Source organism: Enterobacter cloacae complex sp., assembly GCF_900322725.1.
GTDB lineage: Bacteria > Pseudomonadota > Gammaproteobacteria > Enterobacterales > Enterobacteriaceae > Enterobacter > Enterobacter quasihormaechei.
Genome location: NZ_LT991959.1, coordinates 53,964 through 75,147 on the forward strand (window position 1 = coordinate 53,964; position 21,184 = coordinate 75,147).

At 60.0% G+C, this 21,184-nt stretch carries 17 protein-coding genes, 4 pseudogenes and 1 riboswitch; of the genes and pseudogenes, 11 read left to right on the forward strand and 10 right to left on the reverse strand.

The genetic code is table 11. The features are described 5' to 3' along the window. Positions 1 to 43: 43 nt before the first annotated feature. Complete coding sequence (locus DBR02_RS25565) at positions 44 to 397, reverse strand: metalloregulator ArsR/SmtB family transcription factor (RefSeq protein ID WP_001549886.1); 354 nt, start codon at positions 395 to 397, stop codon at positions 44 to 46. Positions 398 to 880: 483 nt separating this feature from the next. Here DBR02_RS25565 and DBR02_RS25570 point away from each other — a divergent pair, with 483 nt between their 5' ends. Together DBR02_RS25570 and DBR02_RS25575 are read left to right on the forward strand one after the other, a co-directional pair. Next, the gene (locus DBR02_RS25570; protein ID WP_001549885.1) at positions 881 to 2,359 is read left to right on the forward strand and encodes a SulP family inorganic anion transporter; all 1,479 of its coding nucleotides are present in this window, start codon (positions 881 to 883) and stop codon (positions 2,357 to 2,359) included. 18 nt (positions 2,360 to 2,377) lie between these two features. Beyond that, on the forward strand, positions 2,378 to 3,205 hold the full coding sequence (locus tag DBR02_RS25575) for a universal stress protein (protein ID WP_004118529.1): 828 nt from the start codon (positions 2,378 to 2,380) through the stop codon (positions 3,203 to 3,205). 71 nt (positions 3,206 to 3,276) lie between these two features. Here the strand turns inward: DBR02_RS25575 and DBR02_RS25580 are convergent, their stop codons facing one another. Continuing rightward, complete coding sequence (locus DBR02_RS25580; protein WP_001549953.1) at positions 3,277 to 4,473, reverse strand: MFS transporter; 1,197 nt, start codon at positions 4,471 to 4,473, stop codon at positions 3,277 to 3,279. Positions 4,474 to 4,853: 380 nt separating this feature from the next. Continuing rightward, positions 4,854 to 4,924: riboswitch (Fluoride riboswitch) on the forward strand. Between the two features lie 77 nt (positions 4,925 to 5,001). On the opposite strand from DBR02_RS25580, the gene crcB reads away from it, so the two are divergent. Together crcB and nhaA are read left to right on the forward strand one after the other, a co-directional pair. Continuing rightward, entirely contained in the window at positions 5,002 to 5,376 is a 375-nt protein-coding gene (gene crcB / locus DBR02_RS25585) for a fluoride efflux transporter CrcB (RefSeq protein WP_004118534.1), read from the forward strand. Positions 5,377 to 5,650: 274 nt separating this feature from the next. Next, complete coding sequence (nhaA, locus tag DBR02_RS25590; protein ID WP_011977829.1) at positions 5,651 to 6,799, forward strand: Na+/H+ antiporter NhaA; 1,149 nt, start codon at positions 5,651 to 5,653, stop codon at positions 6,797 to 6,799. Between the two features lie 287 nt (positions 6,800 to 7,086). Here the strand turns inward: nhaA and DBR02_RS25595 are convergent. Then, positions 7,087 to 10,053, reverse strand: a pseudogene (locus tag DBR02_RS25595) (Tn3-like element ISPa38 family transposase). Between the two features lie 60 nt (positions 10,054 to 10,113). On the opposite strand from DBR02_RS25595, the pseudogene DBR02_RS26720 reads away from it, so the two are divergent. Beyond that, positions 10,114 to 10,179, forward strand: a pseudogene (locus tag DBR02_RS26720) (EAL domain-containing protein); the annotation flags it as partial. A gap of 139 nt (positions 10,180 to 10,318) precedes the next feature. On the opposite strand, the gene DBR02_RS25610 reads toward DBR02_RS26720, so the two are convergent. From DBR02_RS25610 to sul1, 4 genes and pseudogenes are all read right to left on the reverse strand, one after another. Beyond that, on the reverse strand, positions 10,319 to 11,083 hold the full coding sequence (locus DBR02_RS25610; RefSeq protein WP_001389365.1) for an IS6-like element IS6100 family transposase: 765 nt from the start codon (positions 11,081 to 11,083) through the stop codon (positions 10,319 to 10,321). Positions 11,084 to 11,200: 117 nt separating this feature from the next. Next, positions 11,201 to 11,269: pseudogene (locus DBR02_RS26725) on the reverse strand (EAL domain-containing protein); the annotation flags it as partial. A gap of 320 nt (positions 11,270 to 11,589) precedes the next feature. Next, complete coding sequence (locus DBR02_RS25620) at positions 11,590 to 12,090, reverse strand: GNAT family N-acetyltransferase (protein ID WP_000376623.1); 501 nt, start codon at positions 12,088 to 12,090, stop codon at positions 11,590 to 11,592. Between the two features lie 127 nt (positions 12,091 to 12,217). Further along, positions 12,218 to 13,069 (reverse strand): sulfonamide-resistant dihydropteroate synthase Sul1, encoded by an 852-nt coding sequence (gene sul1 / locus DBR02_RS25630; RefSeq protein ID WP_000946487.1) that lies wholly within the window; start codon positions 13,067 to 13,069, stop codon positions 12,218 to 12,220. 101 nt (positions 13,070 to 13,170) lie between these two features. On the opposite strand from sul1, the gene DBR02_RS25635 reads away from it, so the two are divergent. Continuing rightward, on the forward strand, positions 13,171 to 14,208 hold the full coding sequence (locus tag DBR02_RS25635; RefSeq protein WP_032428971.1) for a class 1 integron integrase IntI1: 1,038 nt from the start codon (positions 13,171 to 13,173) through the stop codon (positions 14,206 to 14,208). Here DBR02_RS25635 and DBR02_RS25640 read toward each other — a convergent pair. The 3 genes from DBR02_RS25640 to DBR02_RS25650 all read right to left on the reverse strand — a co-directional run bounded on the left by DBR02_RS25640 (position 14,180) and on the right by DBR02_RS25650 (position 16,499). Further along, positions 14,180 to 15,016 carry an aminoglycoside O-phosphotransferase APH(6)-Id gene (locus tag DBR02_RS25640; RefSeq protein WP_000480968.1) on the reverse strand — a complete coding sequence of 279 codons (837 nt, stop codon included), beginning with the start codon at positions 15,014 to 15,016 and terminating at the stop codon, positions 14,180 to 14,182. The genes DBR02_RS25635 and DBR02_RS25640 overlap by 29 nt on opposite strands. Then, on the reverse strand, positions 15,016 to 15,819 hold the full coding sequence (gene aph(3'')-Ib, locus DBR02_RS25645) for an aminoglycoside O-phosphotransferase APH(3'')-Ib (protein ID WP_001082319.1): 804 nt from the start codon (positions 15,817 to 15,819) through the stop codon (positions 15,016 to 15,018). The genes DBR02_RS25640 and aph(3'')-Ib overlap by 1 nt, the downstream gene beginning before the upstream one ends. Before the next feature lie 65 nt (positions 15,820 to 15,884). Further along, positions 15,885 to 16,499, reverse strand: coding sequence for a recombinase family protein (locus DBR02_RS25650; RefSeq protein WP_000904906.1), 615 nt, complete (start codon positions 16,497 to 16,499; stop codon positions 15,885 to 15,887). A gap of 125 nt (positions 16,500 to 16,624) precedes the next feature. Between DBR02_RS25650 and DBR02_RS25655 the strand changes: the two genes are divergently transcribed. From DBR02_RS25655 to DBR02_RS25685, 5 genes and pseudogenes are all read left to right on the forward strand, one after another. Continuing rightward, entirely contained in the window at positions 16,625 to 19,510 is a 2,886-nt protein-coding gene (locus DBR02_RS25655; protein WP_032428972.1) for a Tn3 family transposase, read from the forward strand. A 32-nt stretch (positions 19,511 to 19,542) separates the two neighbouring features. Further along, positions 19,543 to 19,659, forward strand: a pseudogene (locus DBR02_RS25660) (integrase); the annotation flags it as partial. A 306-nt stretch (positions 19,660 to 19,965) separates the two neighbouring features. Continuing rightward, positions 19,966 to 20,256 (forward strand): nucleotidyltransferase family protein, encoded by a 291-nt coding sequence (locus DBR02_RS25675; protein WP_001247892.1) that lies wholly within the window; start codon positions 19,966 to 19,968, stop codon positions 20,254 to 20,256. After that, positions 20,253 to 20,654, forward strand: a complete 402-nt coding sequence (locus DBR02_RS25680; RefSeq protein ID WP_001293886.1) for a HepT-like ribonuclease domain-containing protein — start codon at positions 20,253 to 20,255, stop codon at positions 20,652 to 20,654. Before DBR02_RS25675 ends, DBR02_RS25680 begins: the two co-directional genes overlap by 4 nt. Next, on the forward strand, positions 20,644 to 21,000 hold the full coding sequence (locus tag DBR02_RS25685) for a cupin domain-containing protein (protein WP_003465043.1): 357 nt from the start codon (positions 20,644 to 20,646) through the stop codon (positions 20,998 to 21,000). Before DBR02_RS25680 ends, DBR02_RS25685 begins: the two co-directional genes overlap by 11 nt. Positions 21,001 to 21,184: the final 184 nt, after the last annotated feature.

A 21,184-nucleotide genomic window follows, 5' to 3' on the forward strand; every position in this document is an offset into this window, starting at 1 on the left:
ATGCGTAATATATTCGATAATCCAGATATATACCGGTAAATTTTTAAATGCAGACAGGCTTGCCGTTGGTGGTGGCGTTATCGCGTTCAGCCTGCCGGCTGAGCTGGCGGATATCATCCCGCTGGCAGAGATAAGCCTGTTCGATAACCGCCGCTGCCCACGCCGGCATATGAGGCGACAGACGATAGTGGATCCATTTTCCGTCCCGCCGGTCGGTAAGCAGCCCGTTTTCTCTCAGCAGAGCCAGATGCCGTGAGATTTTGGGCTGAGTTTCTTTCAGCACGGACGTAAGTTCACAGACGCAGAGCTCCCCTTTTTCGCGTAGCAGCAGCACGAGGCTGAGTCGGGTTTCGTCGGAAAGGCTTTTAAAAAGCTGCAGGGGGGACACGGGTGGCATGGTGACTCCTTATTGTGACTGACCTGAGTGTACCTGTGAAACTTTCTCCGTCAAATTTATATTCACTTAATCATATGTATGTGCGAACGCCGGACGAGCCTGAGCATGCAGAAGGACTTTCCGTCCGGATGCGCCTGACCGGCATTCCATGAACAGCGTTTTTGCCCTGCGCGTTGACCCCGTTAACAATTCGTGTAGAGTAAAAAGCGCTTTTTGCCGTGGTTCATCTGCCCGGCGGGCATTTGTGGCCGGTACTGAACGTCTGTTCATCCGGTCTTTCTGATTACCCGCGCTGCTCTGTCAGCCGTGAAGGAGTGATAAACACCACCATGCGTCTTACGCCACCCTGAGTCGTACCCCTCCTCTGTCGCACTGAATAAACTTCGGCGCGCACTCAAAAACATCCCGTCTGCGGATGTGCTTTTTCGTACGTAAAATTTTTGCCCTCACGGGCTGACCGTAATCAAAAACTGAGAAATGACTATGCTGCTGTCCTCGACGCGTAAGGACTGGCTGGGTAACGTCCGTGGTGACGTCCTTGCCGGTATTGTGGTCGCGCTCGCGCTTATTCCCGAAGCGATCGCCTTTTCCATCATCGCCGGAGTCGACCCGCAGGTCGGGCTCTACTCTGCGTTCTGTATTCCCCTGGTTATGGCCTTCCTCGGCGGCCGTCCGGCAATGATATCGTCCGCCACCGGTGCGATGGCGCTGCTGCTGATCACGCTTGTAAAAGACCACGGCCTGCAGTATCTGCTGGCGGCCTCGGCGCTGACCGGCGTACTGCAGCTGGCGGCCGGCTACCTGAAGCTGGGCAGCCTGATGCGCTACGTCTCCCGCTCGGTGGTCACCGGTTTCGTGAACGCGCTGGCCATCCTGATATTTATGGCGCAGCTGCCGGAGCTGACCAACGTCACCTGGCACGTTTATGCCCTGACCGCTGCGGGCCTGGGCATCATTTATCTCTTCCCGTATCTGAACAAAACCATTCCCTCGCCGCTGGTCTGCATCATCGTGCTGACCGCCATTTCCATGTGGCTGCACCTGGACGTGCGCACCGTGGGTGACATGGGCAAACTGCCGGACAGCCTGCCGGTGTTTCTGATCCCGGATATCCCGCTTAACCTCGACACGCTGATGATTATTCTGCCGTACTCGGCAGGACTTGCCGTGGTGGGGCTGCTGGAGTCGATGATGACCGCCACCATCGTGGACGACATGACCGACACGCCGAGCGATAAAAACCGCGAGTGCAAGGCGCAGGGCGTGGCCAACATCTGCACCTCCTTTATCGGCGGCATGGCGGGCTGCGCGATGATTGGCCAGTCGGTGATCAACGTCAAATCGGGCGGGCGCGGGCGGCTTTCCACGCTCACCGCCGGCGTGGTGCTGCTGCTGATGGTGGTGTTCCTGCGCGACTGGGTGTCCCGGATACCCATGGCGGCTCTGGTGGCGGTGATGATCATGGTCTCCATCGGCACCTTCTCCTGGCGCTCCATCAGCAACCTGCGCAGCCATCCGCTGTCAACCAGCGTGGTGATGCTGGCCACCGTGGTGGTGGTGGTGGCGACCGATAACCTGGCGTTTGGCGTGCTCACCGGCGTGCTGATTGCCTCGCTGAACTTCGCCACCAAGGTCGCCCGCTTTATGGCGGTCTCCTCTGAGCTGAAGGACGACACCCGCACCTATACCGTAGCCGGCCAGGTATTCTTTGCCTCATCCGATCGCTTTATGAGCCACTTCGACTTCCGTGAAGCGGTGGAGCGCGTGGTGATTGACGTAACGCACGCCCACTTCTGGGATATCACCTCCGTGAGCGCGCTGGACCGGGTGGTTATCAAGTTCCGTCGCGAAGGCACGGAAGTGGAGATCAAGGGTATGAATGACGCGACCCGCACCCTCGTTGACCGCTTCGGAGTGCATGACAAGCCTGAAGAAGTGGAAAAGCTGATGGGTGGCCATTAATTTACTGGAGAAAGCATCATGAATAACACCGTTATTGCCTGCGTTGACGGCTCGCCGTCAACCCGGCCGGTCTGTGAGTATGCTGCCTGGGCAGCCGGTAAACTTGGCGCGCCGCTGGCGCTGCTGCACGTGCTCGAAAAGAGTGAGACTCCCGCCGTGTCTGACCTGACCGGGAGCATTGGTATTGACAGCCGGGAGCAGCTGACCGAAGCGCTGGTCCGCGTCGAGGGTGAGCGCAGCCGGCTGCTGATGGCGCAGGGCAAGGCCGTGCTGGCCGGCTGTGCGGAGCTCCTGAAGCAGACCGGACAGCCGGACGCACAGCTGCTGCAAAAGCACGGCGCACTGGACGAAATCCTGGCGGAGCTGGGCGAAGTCCGGCTGATGGTGCTGGGGCGCCGCGGGACGCAGAATCAGGTAGGCAGCCATCTGGAAAGCGTCATTCGCCTGCAGAAAAACCCGGTGCTGATTGTGCCGGAGACGTTTACGCCGCCGGCGCGGGTGATGTTTGCGTACGACGGCAGCAGTGAGAGCCGTAAAAACCTGACGCGCCTGACGGTCAGCCCGCTGCTGCACGGCCTGAGCTGTCATATCGTGATGGTCAACGGTGACATGTCAGCCCTGCAGGATGCGCAGGCTGTTCTTCAGGAAGCCGGTATCACGACCGAGACACGCCTGCTGGAAGACGAGTCCGTAACCGGGGCGCTGTGCCGCTACGCGGACGCCCATGATATCGACCTCACGGTAATGGGGGCCTGCGGGCACTCCCGGTTACGGCGATTCTTTATTGGCAGCCACACCACGGAAATGCTGTCTGAAAGCCGTCAGCCCCTGCTGATGCTGCGATGAAACAGGCGGGCCTGATATCAGGCCCGCCTTCACAGGGGAAAGAGGATGACGGGTATGAAGGTAAAGGCGCGTTATTGCGGCGCATCCGTCCTGATACCGGTGGCCAGCAGGCTGGCGCCAAGAATGTAGACCAGGCAGAACAGGGCCTGAAGATGCAGGGTGACATGGTTATCTATCAGCACGCCCATGATTACCGGGGATGCCCCGCTGGCAATCACCGTCCCTGCCTCAACCGCCGAGCGCACCCTGGCCAGCTGCGCCGGACCAAACAGCTGTACCCAGAGCGCGGTGGCAAGCGTTGAGGCAATGGCCGACGATACGCCGGTCATAATCAGGTAAAAAGGCGTCACCCACTGACCGTTGCTGAGCCATAGCGCCAGCATGGCCAGGGCCTGTGGCATCAGAAACCACGGCAGCAGCCTGCGTGGTGAGAGCCGGTCAATCAGCGGGCCAAACGACAGCAGCGATACCGCCTGGGTAATGGCATAGGCAATAAACCATACCGCCACCCACGACAGCTCCCAGCCTTTCTCCTGTGCCAGCCTCGCCTGGTGGAAGAAGAAGCCGGTGGTGATAAAGGGGGAGGCCAGCACGACAGGCAGCGCCAGCAGCAGGTTGCGGTTTCGCCATACCGGCGCCTCTTTTTCTTTCTCCTCACCCCGCTTTCTGAACGTACGCAGCGGCTTCTCTTTCCCGCGGGGCAAAAACATCAGCGCGACCCCCACGCCGGCAACAAGCATTCCGGCATTGATGCCCCAGGCAGCGCGCCATCCCGTCAGCGCGCTTATCTGCACCGCAATCACAGGAAAAACGGCCTGCGCCAGCGAGAGCCCCAGCGCGATGGCGCCGAGCGCCTTGCCTGCATCAAGGGGGAACTGGCGCGCCGTTGCGGTCAGCGCAGTATGCACCATCAGTCCCTGGCCGCCGAGGCGCAGAAAGTAAAACCCGATGCACAGCATCCACGCCGCCTGTGCGCCGGAAACCAGCAGGCAGGCCGTGAGCAGCAAAAGGGTGACCGCCAGCGTGAAGCGGCGGGTCGTGGTGTAGTCAATCAGCCGTCCGGCCCAGGTCAGCGTGATGGCGCTCATCACCGTTCCGATTGCGTACAGGCCGCCCAGTCCGCCGTCGGTGAGCCCAAAGGCCTCACGAAAATCCTGCCCGTAAAGTGAGACAAAATAGGTCTGTCCAAAGCTGGACATGGCCATCAGCATCGCACCGAACGTAAGGTGAGAGGCGTGATGAAACATAAACCGAAAAAGCTGACGCATGAATATCCCTGAAGGCGGGCTGCAGCCCGCCGATTAATCACGACGTGTCCGTACCGGCTGCTGCGGACACGGCGCCTGCGTCCCTGAAGCAGGTACACGCGGGTTCACCGTGAAAGGTGGCAGTCCCGTAACGGATATGAGAGAACGGTACCCGGCGCGGACTGGCTGTCGCGGCAGGCTCTCTGATAAAGGACGGGCGAAGAGAAACTCAGGGTGGCGTAATGTGCATGACTCACAGTCAGATATAAAATGCTGCCGAAACGATAATTTTTAATGCTCTTCAGGTCAAGCCTGAAAACGGGCTCCTCATGCCCGCCGCAGGGGGAGTCGCACAAAAACAGTGGATAGCCGCTTGATTAACGCCCGTGACCGGGCCAGAATTGCGGCGAGGTGATGGCGTTCCACCTTACCCAACCGCTTCCCCTGAGAAGCTGATGACGCCTGATATTACTCCCCTTTAACCGGGAGTATGTCAGGCCGCCCCGTATCATCAGCCTGCATACTCCCTCTGACACAGAGGTAAACCCCGTGAAATCTTATCTGGCCATTATCATTGGTGGATCCGCTGGCTGCCTGATCCGCTGGCTGCTTGGCGCACGCCTGAACAGCCTGTTTCCTGACCTGCCACCGGGCACGCTGGTAGTGAACCTTGCGGGCGGATTTATCATTGGTGCGTCGCTGGCCTGGTTCATGCGCCATCCTGACCTGGATCCGGCCTGGCGATTACTTGTTATCACCGGGCTGTGCGGTGGGCTGACCACGTTTTCCACGTTTTCCCTGGAAATATTCTCACAGCTGCAGTCCGGTAATTATTTCTGGGCGTTTACTTCACTGCTGGTACACGTAACCGGCTCCATTCTGATGACTGCCCTGGGTTTTTTTGTCGTCACATGGCTGCTGTGAGCGTGTGGCTGATGACGGATAAAAATGCCCCTGCCTGCGGCAGCTTTACAGGGCTTTACCTCTTCCGCCTGAAGCGGGCCGGACGTTATGATAAAATTAACGTCACGCTAATTCGTTAATTTATCAGCAATTAATTATCGTATTTTTTATATCTTCAGCGTAGCTCAGCCGGCTTATCCTCTGATAACCAGCGGTTGTATATCAGGGGAAGGCCTGTTTTTTTTGAATAAAGGGAGGGAGTGTGTCAGAAATCCCAGACAGAAATAAAAAGAGGATGTCAGAAGTGCCATCTGCATTTTTCAGCTCGCCCGCAGCCGGCGGCATCGTGCTCATCATCGCCTCAGCAGCCGCTATCATCGTGGCTAACTCTCCGCTCAGGGAGGGATATGAGGTATTCCTGAAATACAACGCCGCCGGCCTCTCCGTTGAGCACTGGATAAACGACGCCCTGATGGCCGTGTTCTTCATGATGGTCGGCCTGGAAATCAAGCGCGAGCTTCTCACCGGTCAGCTTGCCACCTGGGGCCAGCGCGCGCTGCCGGGATTTGCCGCGCTGGGCGGGATGGCCGTGCCTGCGGCCATTTACGTATGGTTTAATGCGGGCAGCGATGAAACCCTCGCTGGCTGGGCAATTCCTGCCGCCACGGACATTGCCTTTGCGCTCGGGGTACTGGCACTGCTGGGCAGTCGCGTACCTGCCTCGCTGAAAATTTTCCTGTCGGCGCTGGCTATTCTGGACGACATGGGCGCAGTGGCTATTATTGCGCTCTTCTATACCAGTAATATTTCGTTTCTGATGCTGGCCGGTGCGGCGGTCACGGTTGCTCTGCTGTTTATCATGAACCGTGCCGGGATTACCCGGCTGTTTCCCTATCTGCTGGCGGGGGGCGTGCTGTGGTTTTTCATGCTTCAGTCCGGGGTGCACGCCACCATCGCGGGTATCCTGCTGGCGCTCTTTATCCCGCTGCGGGTAACCGATCCGGATAAACAATCCCCTCTTGCCCGGCTGGAGCACGGCATCAATCCGTGGGTGACGTTTCTGATACTGCCGCTGTTTGGCTTCGCAAATGCGGGGGTCGCGCTCTCCGGTATGACGGCTGATGACCTGATGTCGCCGGTACCGGTCGGCGTTGCGCTGGGCCTGTTTGTTGGCAAGCAGGCGGGCATTTTCGGCCTGTCGCTGCTGGCCGTCAGCCTGGGCCTGGCAAAACGGCCTGAAAAAAGTACCTGGCTGCAGGTTTACGGCGTATCGGTCCTGTGCGGAATAGGGTTTACCATGAGCCTGTTTATCGGCAACCTGGCGTTTGCAGAAAGCCCCCTGTTGGTGGACGAGGTCAAGGTGGGGGTACTTGCCGGCTCTGTACTGGCAGCACTGGCGGGTATGCTGATACTGCGCTTTTCTCCTTCGCATCCTTCCCGGTAACGCATTCGGGTCCGGAAAATCCCCGTGATGACGGGGATTTTTATTTCCCTGCAAACTTATTAATCAACAGGGCCACCTTCATTACCGTCGGCATTTATTCAGGTGCTTATCATCACACTGGTGCCCGCATTTATAGTTTGCCGAAAAAATTCGCACCGTTAATCATGCAGGTACAAACAAAAAGCAGTCTTTTTGTCAATCATGGCAACTTTTCCTGGCCGCCCCCGGTTATGTCGGTTCTCTCGCCTGTTATTGGGGTCGTCTCAGAAAACGGAAAATAAAGCACGCTAAGCCGGTTGCAGCGGCCGTAGCGGCCTGAACTTGCCCGCGCCGATCTTGGCGCTGCTGCGCCAGAGGTAATCGCCGGTCAGGTTGATGTGCTCCCAGCCGAGCGGCGACAGGTACTGCAACAGGCCGTCATCGACGGCTTGACCGTGGCCACGCAAGGCGTTCGCGGCCCGCTCCAGATAGACCGTGTTCCATAGCACGATGGCCGCCGTCACCAGGTTGAGGCCGCTGGCCCGGTAGCGCTGCTGCTCGAAGCTGCGGTCGCGGATTTCCCCCAGGCGGTTGAAGAACACGGCGCGGGCCAGCGCGTTGCGCGCCTCGCCTTTGTTCAGCCCGGCATGCACGCGGCGGCGCAGCTCGACGCTTTGCAGCCAGTCCAGGATGAACAGTGTGCGCTCGATGCGTCCCAGCTCACGCAGGGCGACGGCCAGGCCGTTCTGGCGCGGGTAGCTGCCAAGCTTCCTGAGCATCAGCGAGGCCGTCGCCGTGCCCTGCTTGATCGAGGTGGCCATCCGCAGGATTTCATCCCAATGGGCGCGGACGTGCTTGATGTTGAGCGTGCCGCCGATCATCGGTTTCAACGCCTCGTAGGTGGCATCGCCCTTCGGGATGTAGAGCTTGGTGTCGCCCAGGTCACGAATGCGCGGGGCGAAGCGGAAGCCCAGCAGGTGCATCAACGCGAAGACGTGGTCCGTGAACCCTGCCGTGTCGGTGTAGTGCTCCTCGATCCGCAGGTCGGATTCGTGATACAGCAGGCCGTCGAGCACGTAGGTCGAGTCGCGCACGCCGACGTTCACGACCTAGGTGTGGAACGGCGCGTACTGGTCGGAGATATGGGTGTAGAACGTCCGCCCTGGGCTGCTGCCGTATTTCGGATTGATGTGGCCGGTGCTCTCGGCCTTGCTGCCGGTGCGGAAGTTCTGGCCGTCCGACGATGACGTGGTGCCGTCGCCCCAATGCTCGGCGAAGGGATGTCGGAACTGCGCGTTGACCAGCTCGGCCAGTGCCGCCCCGTAGGTTTCGTCGCGGATGTGCCAGGCTTGCAGCCAGGCCAGCTTGGCGTAGGTCGTGCCGGGGCACGATTCCGCCATCTTGGTCAGGCCCAGGTTGATCGCGTCGGCGAGGATCGTGGTCAGCAACAGGTTTTTGTCCTTGGCCAGGTCGCCTGACTTCAGGTGGGCGAAGTGCCGGGTGAAGCCCGTCCATTCGTCTACCTCCAGCAGCAATTCGGTGATCTTGACGTGCGGTAGGATCATCGCCGTCTGGTCGATCAGGGCCTGTGCGGTATCGGGCACCGCCGCATCGAGCGGCGTGATCTTCAGGCCCGACTCCGTGATGATGGCGTCCGGCAGCTCGTTGGCCAGCGCCATGCGGTTGACGGTGGCGAGCTGCGTTTCCAGCAGCGTCAGCCGGTCATGCAGGTACTGGTCGCAATCGGTGGCCACGGCCAGCGGCAATTCGCTGGCCTGCTTGAGGCTGGCGAATTTCGCGGGCGGCACCAGGTAGTCCTCGAAGTCCTTGAACTGGCGCGAGCCTTGCACCCAGATGTCGCCGGAGCGCAGCGCGTTCTTCAGCTCCGACAGCGCGCACAGTTCGTAGTAGCGCCGGTCGATGCCGGTGTCGGTCATCACCAGCTTCTGCCAGCGCGGCTTGATGAACTCGGTCGGCGCGTCGGTGGGCACCTTGCGGGCGTTGTCGCTGTTCATGCTGCGCAGCACCTCGATGGCGTCGAGTACGTCCTTGGCGGCGGGCGCGGCCCGCAACTTGAGCACGTCGAGAAATTCCGGCGCGTAGCGGCGCAGCGTGGCGTAGCTCTCGCCGATGCGGTGCAGGAAATCGAAGTCCTCGGGTTGCGCGAGCCGCTGCGCTTCGGTGACGCTCTCGGCGAAAGCATCCCAGGACATGACGGCCTCGATGGCGGCGAACGGATCGCGGCCCGCTTGCTTGGCCTCGATCAGCGCCTGGCCGATGCGCCCGAACAGCCGCACCTTGGCATTGATCGCCTTGCCGGATGCCTGGAACTGCTGCTGATGCTTGTTCTTGGCGGCATTGAACAGCTTGCCCAGGATGCGGTCATGCAGGTCGATGATTTCGTCGGTGACGGTGGCCATGCCCTCGATGGCGAGCGCCACCAGGGTCGCGTAACGCCGCTGCGGCTCGAACTTCGCCAGGTCGGCGGGCGTCATCTGGCCGCCCTCGCGGGCGATCTTGAGCAGCCGGTTCTGGTGAACCAGCCGCTCGATGCCGGAGGGCAGGTCGAGCGCCTGCCACGCCTTGAGGCGTTCGATGTGTTCCAGCATGTGCCGCGAGTTCGGTTTGACCGGGGATTGCCGCAGCCAGGCCAGCCACGTCGTCTTGCCGTTGTCGCGGCGCTTGAGCAGATCGTCGAGGCGACGGCGATGCACGTCCGTCAGCGGCTCAGCCAAGGCGTCGTAGAGACGCCGGTTGGCGCGGGTAATCGCTTCGGCGCTCGCCCGCTCGACGGCGTTGAGGGCGGGCACAATGACCGACTGCCGCCGCAGGTGCTCGATCAAGGCTCTGGCCAGCACGATGCCCTTGTCGGTTTGCATGGCCAGCTCGGTCAGCAACTGGACAGCCTGCCGGTAGTGGCCAATCGTGAACGGCTGGAAGCCGAACACCGTTTGCAGCTCGACCAGGTGCTCGCGTCGGGTCTGCTCACGCTGCCCGTACTCGTCCCAGCTTTCGATGCCGACCTTGAGCTGGTTGGCGACCAGTCTCAGCAATGGCGGGAACGGTGGCTCATCAGCGCCAAGGATGACGCCGGGAAAGCGCAGGTAGCAGAGCTGCACCGCGAAGCCCAGCCGATTGGCCGGGCCGCGCCGCTGCCGGATGATGGAGAGGTCGCTTTCGCTGAACGTGTAGTGACGGATCAACTCATCCTTGGTGTCCGGCAACGCCAGCAGGCTTTCGCGCTCGGCGGCGGAGAGGATCGAACGGCGGGGCATGCGGTTTCCTTCTTCTTGAAAACGTAGGTTTGTGACAAGCCCGCCAAGGCAACCGGCGCTGTCATTTTCAGAAGACGACTGCACCAGTTGATTGGGCGTAATGGCTGTTGTGCAGCCAGCTCCTGACAGTTCAATATCAGAAGTGATCTGCACCAATCTCGACTATGCTCAATACTCGTGTGCACCAAAGCGAGGTGAGCATGGCGACGGAGGCTCTGTTGCAAAGATTGGCGGCAGTCAGAGGTAGGCTGTCGCTCTGCGCCGATCAGGCGGCTGCTGCGAAATGGTGGTTGAGCATGCCCATGGCCTCCGTCAGCGCCGAGGGCCCAATGCCAAAAGCTCTCTCCACAAGGCGCACCTCGCCCCTGATGCCGGGCTGCAGGCACCAGGGGCGAGCCTGTCCTTTGCGCAGGGCTCGCATGACTTCGAATCCCTTGATCGTGGCATAGGCCGTGGGGATCGATTTGAAACCGCGCACCGGCTTGATCAGTATCTTGAGCTTTCCGTGATCGGCCTCGATCACGTTATTGAGATACTTCACCTGCCGGTGGGCCGTCTCCCGGTCCAGCTTTCCTTCGCGCTTCAATTCGGTGATCGCTGCACCATAGCTCGGCGCTTTGTCGGTATTGAGCGTGGCAGGCTTTTCCCAGTGCTTCAGGCCTCGCAGGGCCTTGCCCAGGAACCGCTTCGCTGCCTTGGCGCTGCGGGTCGGCGACAGGTAGAAATCGATCGTGTCGCCCCGCTTGTCGACTGCCCGGTACAGGTAGGTCCACTTGCCCCGCACCTTGACGTAGGTTTCATCCAGGCGCCAGCTCGGATCAAAGCCACGCCGCCAGAACCAGCGCAGCCGCTTCTCCATCTCCGGGGCGTAGCACTGGACCCAGCGATAGATCGTCGTATGGTCGACCGAAATGCCGCGTTCCGCCAGCATTTCCTCAAGGTCGCGATAGCTGATCGGATAGCGACAATACCAGCGCACCGCCCACAGGATCACATCACCCTGGAAATGGCGCCACTTGAAATCCGTCATCGTTCCGTCCGTCCAATCTCCGCCAAGCATGCTCAAGCTTCACGATTTTTGCAACAGAGCCCACACGAGTATTGAGCATAGTCGAGATTGGTGCAGATCACTTCTGATATTGAACTGTCAGGAGCTGGCTGCACAACAGCCATTACGCCCAATCAACTGGTGCAGTCGTCTTCTGAAAATGACATTTGGTATCTCTCATAAACGGATGTTTTTGAGAGAACTATCTTCGGCCTTCACACGCACGAAAGGCGGCGAAGCTCCGCCGTTAATCCGTCCGCCGGAGATCTCGCCCAGGCAGGCTGAAGGCCGAGCAAGCCTGACAGGCCCGAAAAGCCCGGCACGGGCGTCGGCGGCGATGACGGCGGCGGCATTATCCAGGGTTGATGATGGAAGTGGAGGATATCGACAACCTCTCGCGCAACCAAGACATCGCGGTCGGACTGCAAGTGATCTTGAAGCCACGGGCCCGTCCCACCCCGACATGGACCTCGATGCCCGAACGGACGTTAGATTTCGAGTTCTAGGCGTTCTGCGATGAAGGTTGGATCCCAGCCGGGATTGAAAGTGTCGACGTGGGTGAATCCGAGCCGCTCGTATAGGCCACGCAGGTTCGGGTGGCAGTCGAGCCGCAGCTTGGCGCACCCCTGCGTTCGCGCGGCATGGCGGCAAGCCTCGATCAGCGCGGAGCTGACACCCCGGCCCGCATGTGTCCGTCGCACCGCGAGCTTGTGCAGATATGCGGCCTCCCCCTTGAGGGCGTCGGGCCAGAACTCGGGATCCTCGGCCGACAAGGTGCAACAGCCGACGATGCCGTCGCTGCAACTCGCGACTAGGAGCTCGGATCTCAGGACGAAGGTCTCCGCGAATGTCCGGTCGATCCGCGCGACGTCCCAGGCGGGCGTTCCCTTGGCGGACATCCACGCCGCAGCGTCGTGCATCAGCCGCACAACCTCGTCGATATCACCCGAGCAGGCGACCCGAACGTTCGGAGGCTCCTCGCTGTCCATTCGCTCCCCTGGCGCGGTATGAACCGCCGCCTCATAGTGCAGTTTGATCCTGACGAGCCCAGCATGTCTGCGCCCACCTTCGCGGAACCTGACCAGGGTCCGCTAGCGGGCGGCCGGAAGGTGAATGCTAGGCATGATCTAACCCTCGGTCTCTGGCGTCGCGACTGCGAAATTTCGCGAGGGTTTCCGAGAAGGTGATTGCGCTTCGCAGATCTCCAGGCGCGTGGGTGCGGACGTAGTCAGCGCCATTGCCGATCGCGTGAAGTTCCGCCGCAAGGCTCGCTGGACCCAGATCCTTTACAGGAAGGCCAACGGTGGCGCCCAAGAAGGATTTCCGCGACACCGAGACCAATAGCGGAAGCCCCAACGCCGACTTCAGCTTTTGAAGGTTCGACAGCACGTGCAGCGATGTTTCCGGTGCGGGGCTCAAGAAAAATCCCATCCCCGGATCGAGGATGAGCCGGTCGGCAGCGACCCCGCTCCGTCGCAAGGCGGAAACCCGCGCCTCGAAGAACCGCACAATCTCGTCGAGCGCGTCTTCGGGTCGAAGGTGACCGGTGCGGGTGGCGATGCCATCCCGCTGCGCTGAGTGCATAACCACCAGCCTGCAGTCCGCCTCAGCAATATCGGGATAGAGCGCAGGGTCAGGAAATCCTTGGATATCGTTCAGGTAGCCCACGCCGCGCTTGAGCGCATAGCGCTGGGTTTCCGGTTGGAAGCTGTCGATTGAAACACGGTGCATCTGATCGGACAGGGCGTCTAAGAGCGGCGCAATACGTCTGATCTCATCGGCCGGCGATACAGGCCTCGCGTCCGGATGGCTGGCGGCCGGTCCGACATCCACGACGTCTGATCCGACTCGCAGCATTTCGATCGCCGCGGTGACAGCGCCGGCGGGGTCTAGCCGCCGGCTCTCATCGAAGAAGGAGTCCTCGGTGAGATTCAGAATGCCGAACACCGTCACCCTGCTGCGTAACATCGTTGCTGCTCCATAACATCAAACATCGACCCACGGCGTAACGCGCTTGCTGCTTGGATGCCCGAGGCATAGACTGTACAAAAAAACAGTCATAACAAGCCATGAAAACCGCCACTGCGCCGTTACCACCGCTGCGTTCGGTCAAGGTTCTGGACCAGTTGCGTGAGCGCATACGCTACTTGCATTACAGTTTACGAACCGAACAGGCTTATGTCAACTGGGTTCGTGCCTTCATCCGTTTCCACGGTGTGCGTCACCCGGCAACCTTGGGCAGCAGCGAAGTCGAGGCATTTCTGTCCTGGCTGGCGAACGAGCGCAAGGTTTCGGTCTCCACGCATCGTCAGGCATTGGCGGCCTTGCTGTTCTTCTACGGCAAGGTGCTGTGCACGGATCTGCCCTGGCTTCAGGAGATCGGAAGACCTCGGCCGTCGCGGCGCTTGCCGGTGGTGCTGACCCCGGATGAAGTGGTTCGCATCCTCGGTTTTCTGGAAGGCGAGCATCGTTTGTTCGCCCAGCTTCTGTATGGAACGGGCATGCGGATCAGTGAGGGTTTGCAACTGCGGGTCAAGGATCTGGATTTCGATCACGGCACGATCATCGTGCGGGAGGGCAAGGGCTCCAAGGATCGGGCCTTGATGTTACCCGAGAGCTTGGCACCCAGCCTGCGCGAGCAGCTGTCGCGTGCACGGGCATGGTGGCTGAAGGACCAGGCCGAGGGCCGCAGCGGCGTTGCGCTTCCCGACGCCCTTGAGCGGAAGTATCCGCGCGCCGGGCATTCCTGGCCGTGGTTCTGGGTTTTTGCGCAGCACACGCATTCGACCGATCCACGGAGCGGTGTCGTGCGTCGCCATCACATGTATGACCAGACCTTTCAGCGCGCCTTCAAACGTGCCGTAGAACAAGCAGGCATCACGAAGCCCGCCACACCGCACACCCTCCGCCACTCGTTCGCGACGGCCTTGCTCCGCAGCGGTTACGACATTCGAACCGTGCAGGATCTGCTCGGGGTCGTTTGCGGGAGAGGGCGAAATCCTACGCTAAGGCTTTGGCCAACGATATTCTCCGGTAAGATTGATGTGTTCCCAGGGGATAGGAGAAGTCGCTTGATATCTAGTATGACGTCTGTCGCACCTGCTTGATCGCGGCCGCGATAGCTAGATCGCGTTGCTCCTCTTCTCCATCCGCGTTCCAAGCTGCGGAAAGGCACCCATAAGCGTACGCCTGGTCGAGCAGGCGACGCGGATCGACGTCCAGCGCACGAGAGAATGCGTCCGCCATCTGTGCAATGCGTCTAGGATCGAGACAAAGGTCGTCTCTGTCAGCCGGATCGTAGAACATATTGGCGGCGCCAAAGCCCACTTCACCGACCAGACCGACGGGATCTATCACCAGCCAGCCGCGACTGGAGAACATGATGTTTTCATGATGCAGATCGCCATGTAGCCCACGCAGTTCCGAGGCATTGCTCATCATTTGATCGGCTATAATCGCCGCGTGGACGTAGTCAGTTTGACAACCTGCGTTTTGATCATCGCGCGCCCGCTGAAACAAAGCTGCAAAGCGATCCCGGATCGGGAGAAGGGCAGAAGGCAGGGGTTCCTCAGATGCGGCATACAGCTTCGCCATTAGTTCCGCTGCAATTTCGGTCGCCTGGTAGTCGCCGTGCTCGGCAACGATGTGAGAGAGCATTCGCTCCCCGGCATATTCGAGCAACATCAGATTGTTCTCACGACCGAGCAACCGGACTGCTCCCCTCCCATTGCGCCATACCAGATAGTCGGCCCCGCGCAGTTCATCAGCAATGTCTTCTATAGGTTTCAATCCCTTGACGATTGCAGGAGTCCCGTCTGGCAATGAAACTTTCCAAACGAGGCTGGAAAAGGTGTCCGCAATGAGAACAGGTTGCGAAACGTGCCAATGAGCAGGAAAAACAGGCGGCATGAACATCAACCCCAAGTCAGAGGGTCCAATCGCAGATAGAAGGCAAGGCGTTCGCGGTCGGGGGCTTCGATCCCCAATACATTGAATAGGACAGCGAAGGCGCGCTCTGCTTCATCTGGCGCTGCCCAGTTCTCTTCGGCGTTAGCAATCATGAGTGCCAAATCGGCATAGCGATCTGCTGTTCCGAGCCGCCCAAGGTCGATCAGACCCGTGCATTGAAGAGTTTTAGGGTCCACCATGAAGTTCGGCATGCAGGGATCACCATGGCAAACAACCATATCGGTGCGCTCTTGGTCGAGCCGCACCGGTAGCTCTCGTTCGACACGAGCCAAAAGATCGAGCTGCGGCGTACTCTTGTCCTCGTCCGGTAAGAAGTCGGGATTGACGGCATTGCGGGACACCACATCAACGGCGCGTCCGAACATTCGCGACAGCCTGCGCTCAAACGGACATTGATCAACCGATAGGCTGTGAACAGCGCCAAGTTGCTGCCCCATTGACGGCCACGCTTTGAGCAAATCCGCTCCAGACAGATCAGCCGCCGGTACTCCCGGAATTGCCGTTATCACCAAGCATGCACCCTCCTGTTCCTCCTGCCAGTTGATCACCTCGGGGCAAGCCACACCTCGACCTTTGAGCCAAATGAGGCGGTCACGCTCTCCAGCGAGCTCACCGCGGCGGGAAGCAGGTGCGATTTTCGCGAAGGCATGCCCGTCACCACGTCGAAAAACAAAATCACCAGATTCTCCGCCTCTGACAGGCAACCAGTCAGAATGCGATTCACCAAAAAAAATATTAGTTCGATTCAATGGAGGTTCCTTCAGTTTTCTGATGAAGCGCGGAGGTGGCTCAACCTGCGAAAAGAAACGAGTTGCTACGTAAGTCCGAGAACATGCTTTCCATGGTCTCTGAGCTCGCCTTTGGGACCGACATATCGGTAGAGAGTGACGCGCTCGATGCCGAGTTCCTTGCAGAGATCGGAAACTGAAGTATCGCGCTGGGCCATGGCGGCTTGCGCGAGACGCACCTGAGCTTTGGTGAGCGCGAATTTTCGTCCGCCCTTGCGACCGCGCGCTCTCGCGGAGGCGAGACCCGCCATGGTGCGCTCTCGGATCAGATCCCGCTCGAACTCGGCCAAGGTGGCGAAGATTCCGAACACCATGCGACCGGACGCAGTCGTGGTGTCGATCTGAGCGCCCTTTCCAGTCAGAACCCGCAGGCCGATCTTGCGGTCTGACAGCTCCTTCACCGTGTTGACCAGATGGGCAAGCGATCGTCCGAGGCGATCGAGCTTCCAGACCACCAGCACATCGCCGTCACGCAATGACTTGAGGCAGGCAGTCAAGCCAGGGCGATCATCACGACCGCCGGAAGCAAGATCATCATAGATATTGTCCCGTTCGACACCTGCGGCGCGCAAGGCGTCGTGCTGCAGGTCGAGAGACTGCGAGCCATCGGCTTTGGAGACGCGGGCATATCCGATCAGCATGTATCACAAACGTTGGTTTGAGGCGGCGCTTCGGCCACGATTGCATTGACCTCTGGAAATGTATCTCAACCAGCTTCATAAACAAAGCGTCTTGAACGCTATCAGATTTTGAAAAAGGAACATGTATGCCGCGTCGCGTCACTCTAACCGATCGGCAGAAAGACGCGCTGTTGCGCTTGCCGACTTCACAGACGGATTTGCTCAAGCACTATACGCTGAGTGATGAAGACTTTGGGCATATCAGGCTGCGTCGGCGCGCTCACAACAGGTTCGGCTTCGCCCTGCAATTGTGTGTCCTGCGCTATCCCGGCCGGGTGCTGGCTCCAGGCGAACTGATCCCTGCAGAGGTCATCGAATTTATCGGAGCGCAGCTTGGCCTGGGTGCCGACGATCTCGTAGACTATGCTGCCCGCGAGGAAACACGGCACGAGCATCTTGCCGAGTTACGGGGGCTCTACGGCTTCCGCACCTTCTCCGGACGTGGTGCGAGCGAGCTGAAGGAATGGTTGTTCCGAGAAGCCGAGATGGCGGTGTCGAACGAGGATATCGCCCGTCGCTTCGTAGCCGAGTGCCGACGCACCCGCACTGTCCTTCCCGCGACATCCACGATCGAGCGGCTTTGTGCCGCGGCTCTCGTCGATGCCGAGCGACGCATCGAGACGAGGATCGCCAGTCGGCTGCCTATGTCGATCCGAGAACAGTTGCTGGCATTGCTCGAGGAGACGGCTGATGATCGGGTGACCCGTTTTGTGTGGCTGCGCCAGTTCGAGCCTGGCTCGAACTCTTCGTCGGCCAACCGGCTGCTCGACCGGCTCGAATATCTGCAACGCGTCGATCTCCCCGAGGATCTGCTTGCCGGCGTTCCTGCCCATCGGGTGACTCGTCTGCGCAGGCAGGGTGAACGGTATTATGCCGACGGCATGCGCGATCTCCCGGAGGACAGGCGGCTTGCGATCTTGGCTGTTTGCGTCTCGGAATGGCAGGCGATGTTGGCCGACGCAGTGGTCGAAACCCACGACCGGATCGTCGGCCGTCTCTACCGTGCTTCGGAGCGTATTTGCCATGCAAAGGTCGCAGACGAAGCGGGGGTGGTGCGTGACACCCTGAAATCCTTCGCCGAGATCGGGGGCGCCCTGGTCGATGCACAGGATGATGGCCAGCCGCTGGGCGATGTCATCGCGAGTGGGTCAGGGTGGGACGGCTTAAAAACCCTTGTTGCAATGGCAACCAGGCTGACCGCCACCATGGCCGACGATCCGCTCAATCATGTGCTCGACGGTTATCACCGCTTCCGCCGATACGCTCCACGCATGTTGCGCCTGCTCGATCTGCGAGCTGCGCCCGTTGCACTGCCGCTTCTGGAAGCGGTGACGGCCCTTCGTACCGGTTTGAACGATGCCGCGATGACCAGCTTCTTGCGGCCCAGCTCGAAATGGCATCGCCACCTTCGGGCCCAGAGGGCTGGCGACGCTCGCCTATGGGAGATCGCGGTGCTGTTCCATCTGCGCGATGCGTTCCGCTCCGGAGATGTCTGGCTTACTAGGTCCCGGCGCTATGGCGATCTGAAACACGCACTCGTTCCGGCACAAGCCATCGCGGAAGGCGGTCGTCTCGCTGTGCCATTGCGGCCGGAGGAATGGCTGGCAGACCGGCAAGATCGCCTCGACATGCGGTTGCGCGAGCTTGGCCGTGCCGCTCGCGCAGGCACGATCCCGGGCGGGTCGATTGAAAACGGCGTTCTGCATATCGAGAAACTCGAAGCCGCCGCGCCGACAGGCGCCGAAGATCTGGTGCTCGATCTCTACAAGCAGATCCCGCCCACGCGCATCACCGATCTCCTGCTGGAGGTGGATGCGGCGACCGGCTTCACCGAAGCGTTCACCCATCTGCGCACAGGAGCACCCTGCGCTGACCGGATCGGGCTAATGAACGTTATCTTGGCGGAAGGGATCAACCTCGGCTTGCGCAAAATGGCGGATGCGACAAACACCCACACCTTCTGGGAATTGATCCGCATTGGACGGTGGCATGTCGAGGGCGAAGCCTATGACCGGGCGCTGGCCATGGTGGTCGAGGCACAGGCAGCGTTACCCATGGCCCGGTTCTGGGGCATGGGCACGTCGGCTTCGAGCGACGGACAGTTCTTCGTCGCTACAGAGCAAGGTGAGGCCATGAACCTGGTCAACGCGAAATATGGCAATACCCCGGGCCTGAAAGCCTATAGCCACGTCTCCGACCAATATGCGCCGTTCGCAACCCAGGTGATTCCTGCAACGGCAAGCGAAGCGCCTTACATCCTCGATGGCCTGCTGATGAACGATGCTGGACGCCATATCCGCGAGCAGTTCACCGACACGGGCGGCTTCACCGATCACGTCTTTGCCGCATGTGCCATTCTCGGCTACCGGTTCGCTCCGCGCATCCGCGACCTGCCATCCAAACGGCTCTACGCGTTCAATCCGTCGGCCGCCCCGGCGCACCTGCGAGCGTTGATCGGCGGAAAGGTCAACCAAGCCATGATCGAGCGCAATTGGCCCGACATCCTGCGCATCGCCGCCACCATTGCTGCCGGGACCGTCGCGCCAAGCCAGATTCTGCGGAAACTCGCCTCCTATCCGCGGCAGAACGAGCTCGCGACAGCCCTGCGGGAAGTCGGTCGCGTCGAGCGCACCCTGTTCATGATCGACTGGATTCTGGATGCCGAACTCCAACGGCGTGCCCAGATCGGGCTCAACAAAGGCGAAGCTCATCATGCGCTGAAGCGGGCAATCAGCTTCCACCGCCGCGGTGAAATCCGCGACCGTTCCGCCGAAGGCCAGCATTACCGCATCGCCGGCATGAATCTGCTCGCCGCCATCATCATCTTCTGGAACACCATGAAGCTCGGCGAGGTCGTTGCAAACCAGAAACGCGATGGAAAGCTGCTATCGCCCGATCTCTTGGCCCATGTTTCGCCGCTCGGATGGGAACACATCAATCTCACCGGAGAATATCGCTGGCCAAAGCCTTAGCGTAGGATTCCGCCCCCTCCCGCAAACGACCCCTGCTCGGCCATTCCGACGTCTCTACGACGATGATTTACACGCATGTGCTGAAAGTTGGCGGTGCCGGAGTGCGCTCACCGCTTGATGCGCTGCCGCCCCTCACTAGTGAGAGGTAGGGCAGCGCAAGTCAATCCTGGCGGATTCACTACCCCTGCGCGAAGGCCATCGGTGCCGCATCGAACGGCCGGTTGCGGAAAGTCCTCCCTGCGTCCGCTGATGGCCGGCAGCAGCCCGTCGTTGCCTGATGGATCCAACCCCTCCGCTGCTATAGTGCAGTCGGCTTCTGACGTTCAGTGCAGCCGTCTTCTGAAAACGACAGGCGCGGCACGGGAATCAAGGCATTGCGATTCTCGAAAATAGTTCTTGAAATTCTATTCTTGATTGCATATCATCTCAACGAGTTTCGATAAGAAAGGATGCGCATGCGACCGTCTGTTGTGCTTGACATGAAGCGAAGCGCAGTGCGTGAAGCGGTAGGCCGCTTTCGCGCCGCGAACCCGCGCGTCTTCGGCTCGGTGCTGCATGGCACCGACCGGGATGGCAGCGACCTCGACCTGTTGGTCGATGCGCTGCCCGGTGCCACGTTGTTGGACTTGGGCGATTTGGAAGAAGAACTGAAATCGCTGCTCGGCGTTGACGTCGATCTGCTGACTCCCGGCGACCTGCCGCCGAAGTTCCGGGCCAAGGTGCTCGCGGAGGCGCAACCGATATGAGCGAGAACCGCCTGCCCGATTACCTCGACCACATTCAGCAGGCCGCAACCGATGCGCGCAGCTTCGTGGAAGGGATGGCCAAGGACGACTTCTTGGCCGACAAGCGCACCCAGCAGGCCGTCATCATGAGCCTGATCGTCATCGGCGAGGCGGCCACAAAGGTGATGGATGGCTACGTCGAGTTCACCCAGGCGCATGCCGACGTGCCGTGGCGCAGCATGCGCAATATGCGTAATCGCATGGCTCACGGCTATTTCGACATCAACCTCGATGTGGTGTGGGAGACGGTACAGGAATGGCTGCCGGCGTTGCTCCAGCAATTGCCCGCCGTGCGTCAGGATGCCGACGATGAAGACCGTAACGACAACTGTGAAAGAGGGATCTCCGATGACTGTTGAATCGAGAATATTTTCTGTAGCCGAGTATGTTCAGCCGTCCGAAGGCGAGCCTATTCGTTCCGTTGTGCTTGAAACCCGAGACTCAATTATCGTGGTTTGGCATGTCCATCCCGGGCAGGAAATTGCGGCTCACATTCATCCTCACGGCCAAGACACGTGGACTGTTTTGTCGGGAATGGCTGATTACTTTCAGGGCAATGGGATTGTTCGTGCCCTCAGGGAAGGTGAGATAGCCGTGGCAAGACCGGGCCAAGTGCACGGGGCGCGAAATACAGGTACCGAGCCATTTGTGTTCGTCTCGGTTGTGGCATCAGCCAATGCCGGTTTCGTATTGGCTGAGCGATAGAGCCCAATCTCTGGAGTTGGTCCAATGAGCGGTCGGGGAGATAGGTAACAGACATGCAGCGGACACGGCTGCTAAACCAGGTCGCAAACCTCCTTGCGTCGCAGCGTGCCGCAAGCGACGCGATCAATCGAATGGGGTCGGCATGAGACTGAACACCATCCAGTTCCCGACCGCGTAGCCGCCT

What these genes read in the sequence shown, in the direction of transcription:
- DBR02_RS25565 (WP_001549886.1), bottom strand. Translation starts at nt 397, where the DNA reads ATGCCACCCGTGTCCCCCCTGCAGCTTTTTAAAAGCCTTTCCGACGAA.
- DBR02_RS25570 (WP_001549885.1), top strand. Translation starts at nt 881, where the DNA reads ATGCTGCTGTCCTCGACGCGTAAGGACTGGCTGGGTAACGTCCGTGGT.
- DBR02_RS25575 (WP_004118529.1), top strand. Translation starts at nt 2,378, where the DNA reads ATGAATAACACCGTTATTGCCTGCGTTGACGGCTCGCCGTCAACCCGG.
- DBR02_RS25580 (WP_001549953.1), bottom strand. Translation starts at nt 4,473, where the DNA reads ATGCGTCAGCTTTTTCGGTTTATGTTTCATCACGCCTCTCACCTTACG.
- nhaA (WP_011977829.1), top strand. Translation starts at nt 5,651, where the DNA reads ATGTCAGAAGTGCCATCTGCATTTTTCAGCTCGCCCGCAGCCGGCGGC.
- DBR02_RS25610 (WP_001389365.1), bottom strand. Translation starts at nt 11,083, where the DNA reads ATGACGGATTTCAAGTGGCGCCATTTCCAGGGTGATGTGATCCTGTGG.
- DBR02_RS25620 (WP_000376623.1), bottom strand. Translation starts at nt 12,090, where the DNA reads ATGGACAGCGAGGAGCCTCCGAACGTTCGGGTCGCCTGCTCGGGTGAT.
- sul1 (WP_000946487.1), bottom strand. Translation starts at nt 13,069, where the DNA reads ATGTTACGCAGCAGGGTGACGGTGTTCGGCATTCTGAATCTCACCGAG.
- DBR02_RS25635 (WP_032428971.1), top strand. Translation starts at nt 13,171, where the DNA reads ATGAAAACCGCCACTGCGCCGTTACCACCGCTGCGTTCGGTCAAGGTT.
- DBR02_RS25640 (WP_000480968.1), bottom strand. Translation starts at nt 15,016, where the DNA reads ATGTTCATGCCGCCTGTTTTTCCTGCTCATTGGCACGTTTCGCAACCT.
- DBR02_RS25650 (WP_000904906.1), bottom strand. Translation starts at nt 16,499, where the DNA reads ATGCTGATCGGATATGCCCGCGTCTCCAAAGCCGATGGCTCGCAGTCT.
- DBR02_RS25655 (WP_032428972.1), top strand. Translation starts at nt 16,625, where the DNA reads ATGCCGCGTCGCGTCACTCTAACCGATCGGCAGAAAGACGCGCTGTTG.
- DBR02_RS25675 (WP_001247892.1), top strand. Translation starts at nt 19,966, where the DNA reads ATGCGACCGTCTGTTGTGCTTGACATGAAGCGAAGCGCAGTGCGTGAA.
- DBR02_RS25680 (WP_001293886.1), top strand. Translation starts at nt 20,253, where the DNA reads ATGAGCGAGAACCGCCTGCCCGATTACCTCGACCACATTCAGCAGGCC.
- DBR02_RS25685 (WP_003465043.1), top strand. Translation starts at nt 20,644, where the DNA reads ATGACTGTTGAATCGAGAATATTTTCTGTAGCCGAGTATGTTCAGCCG.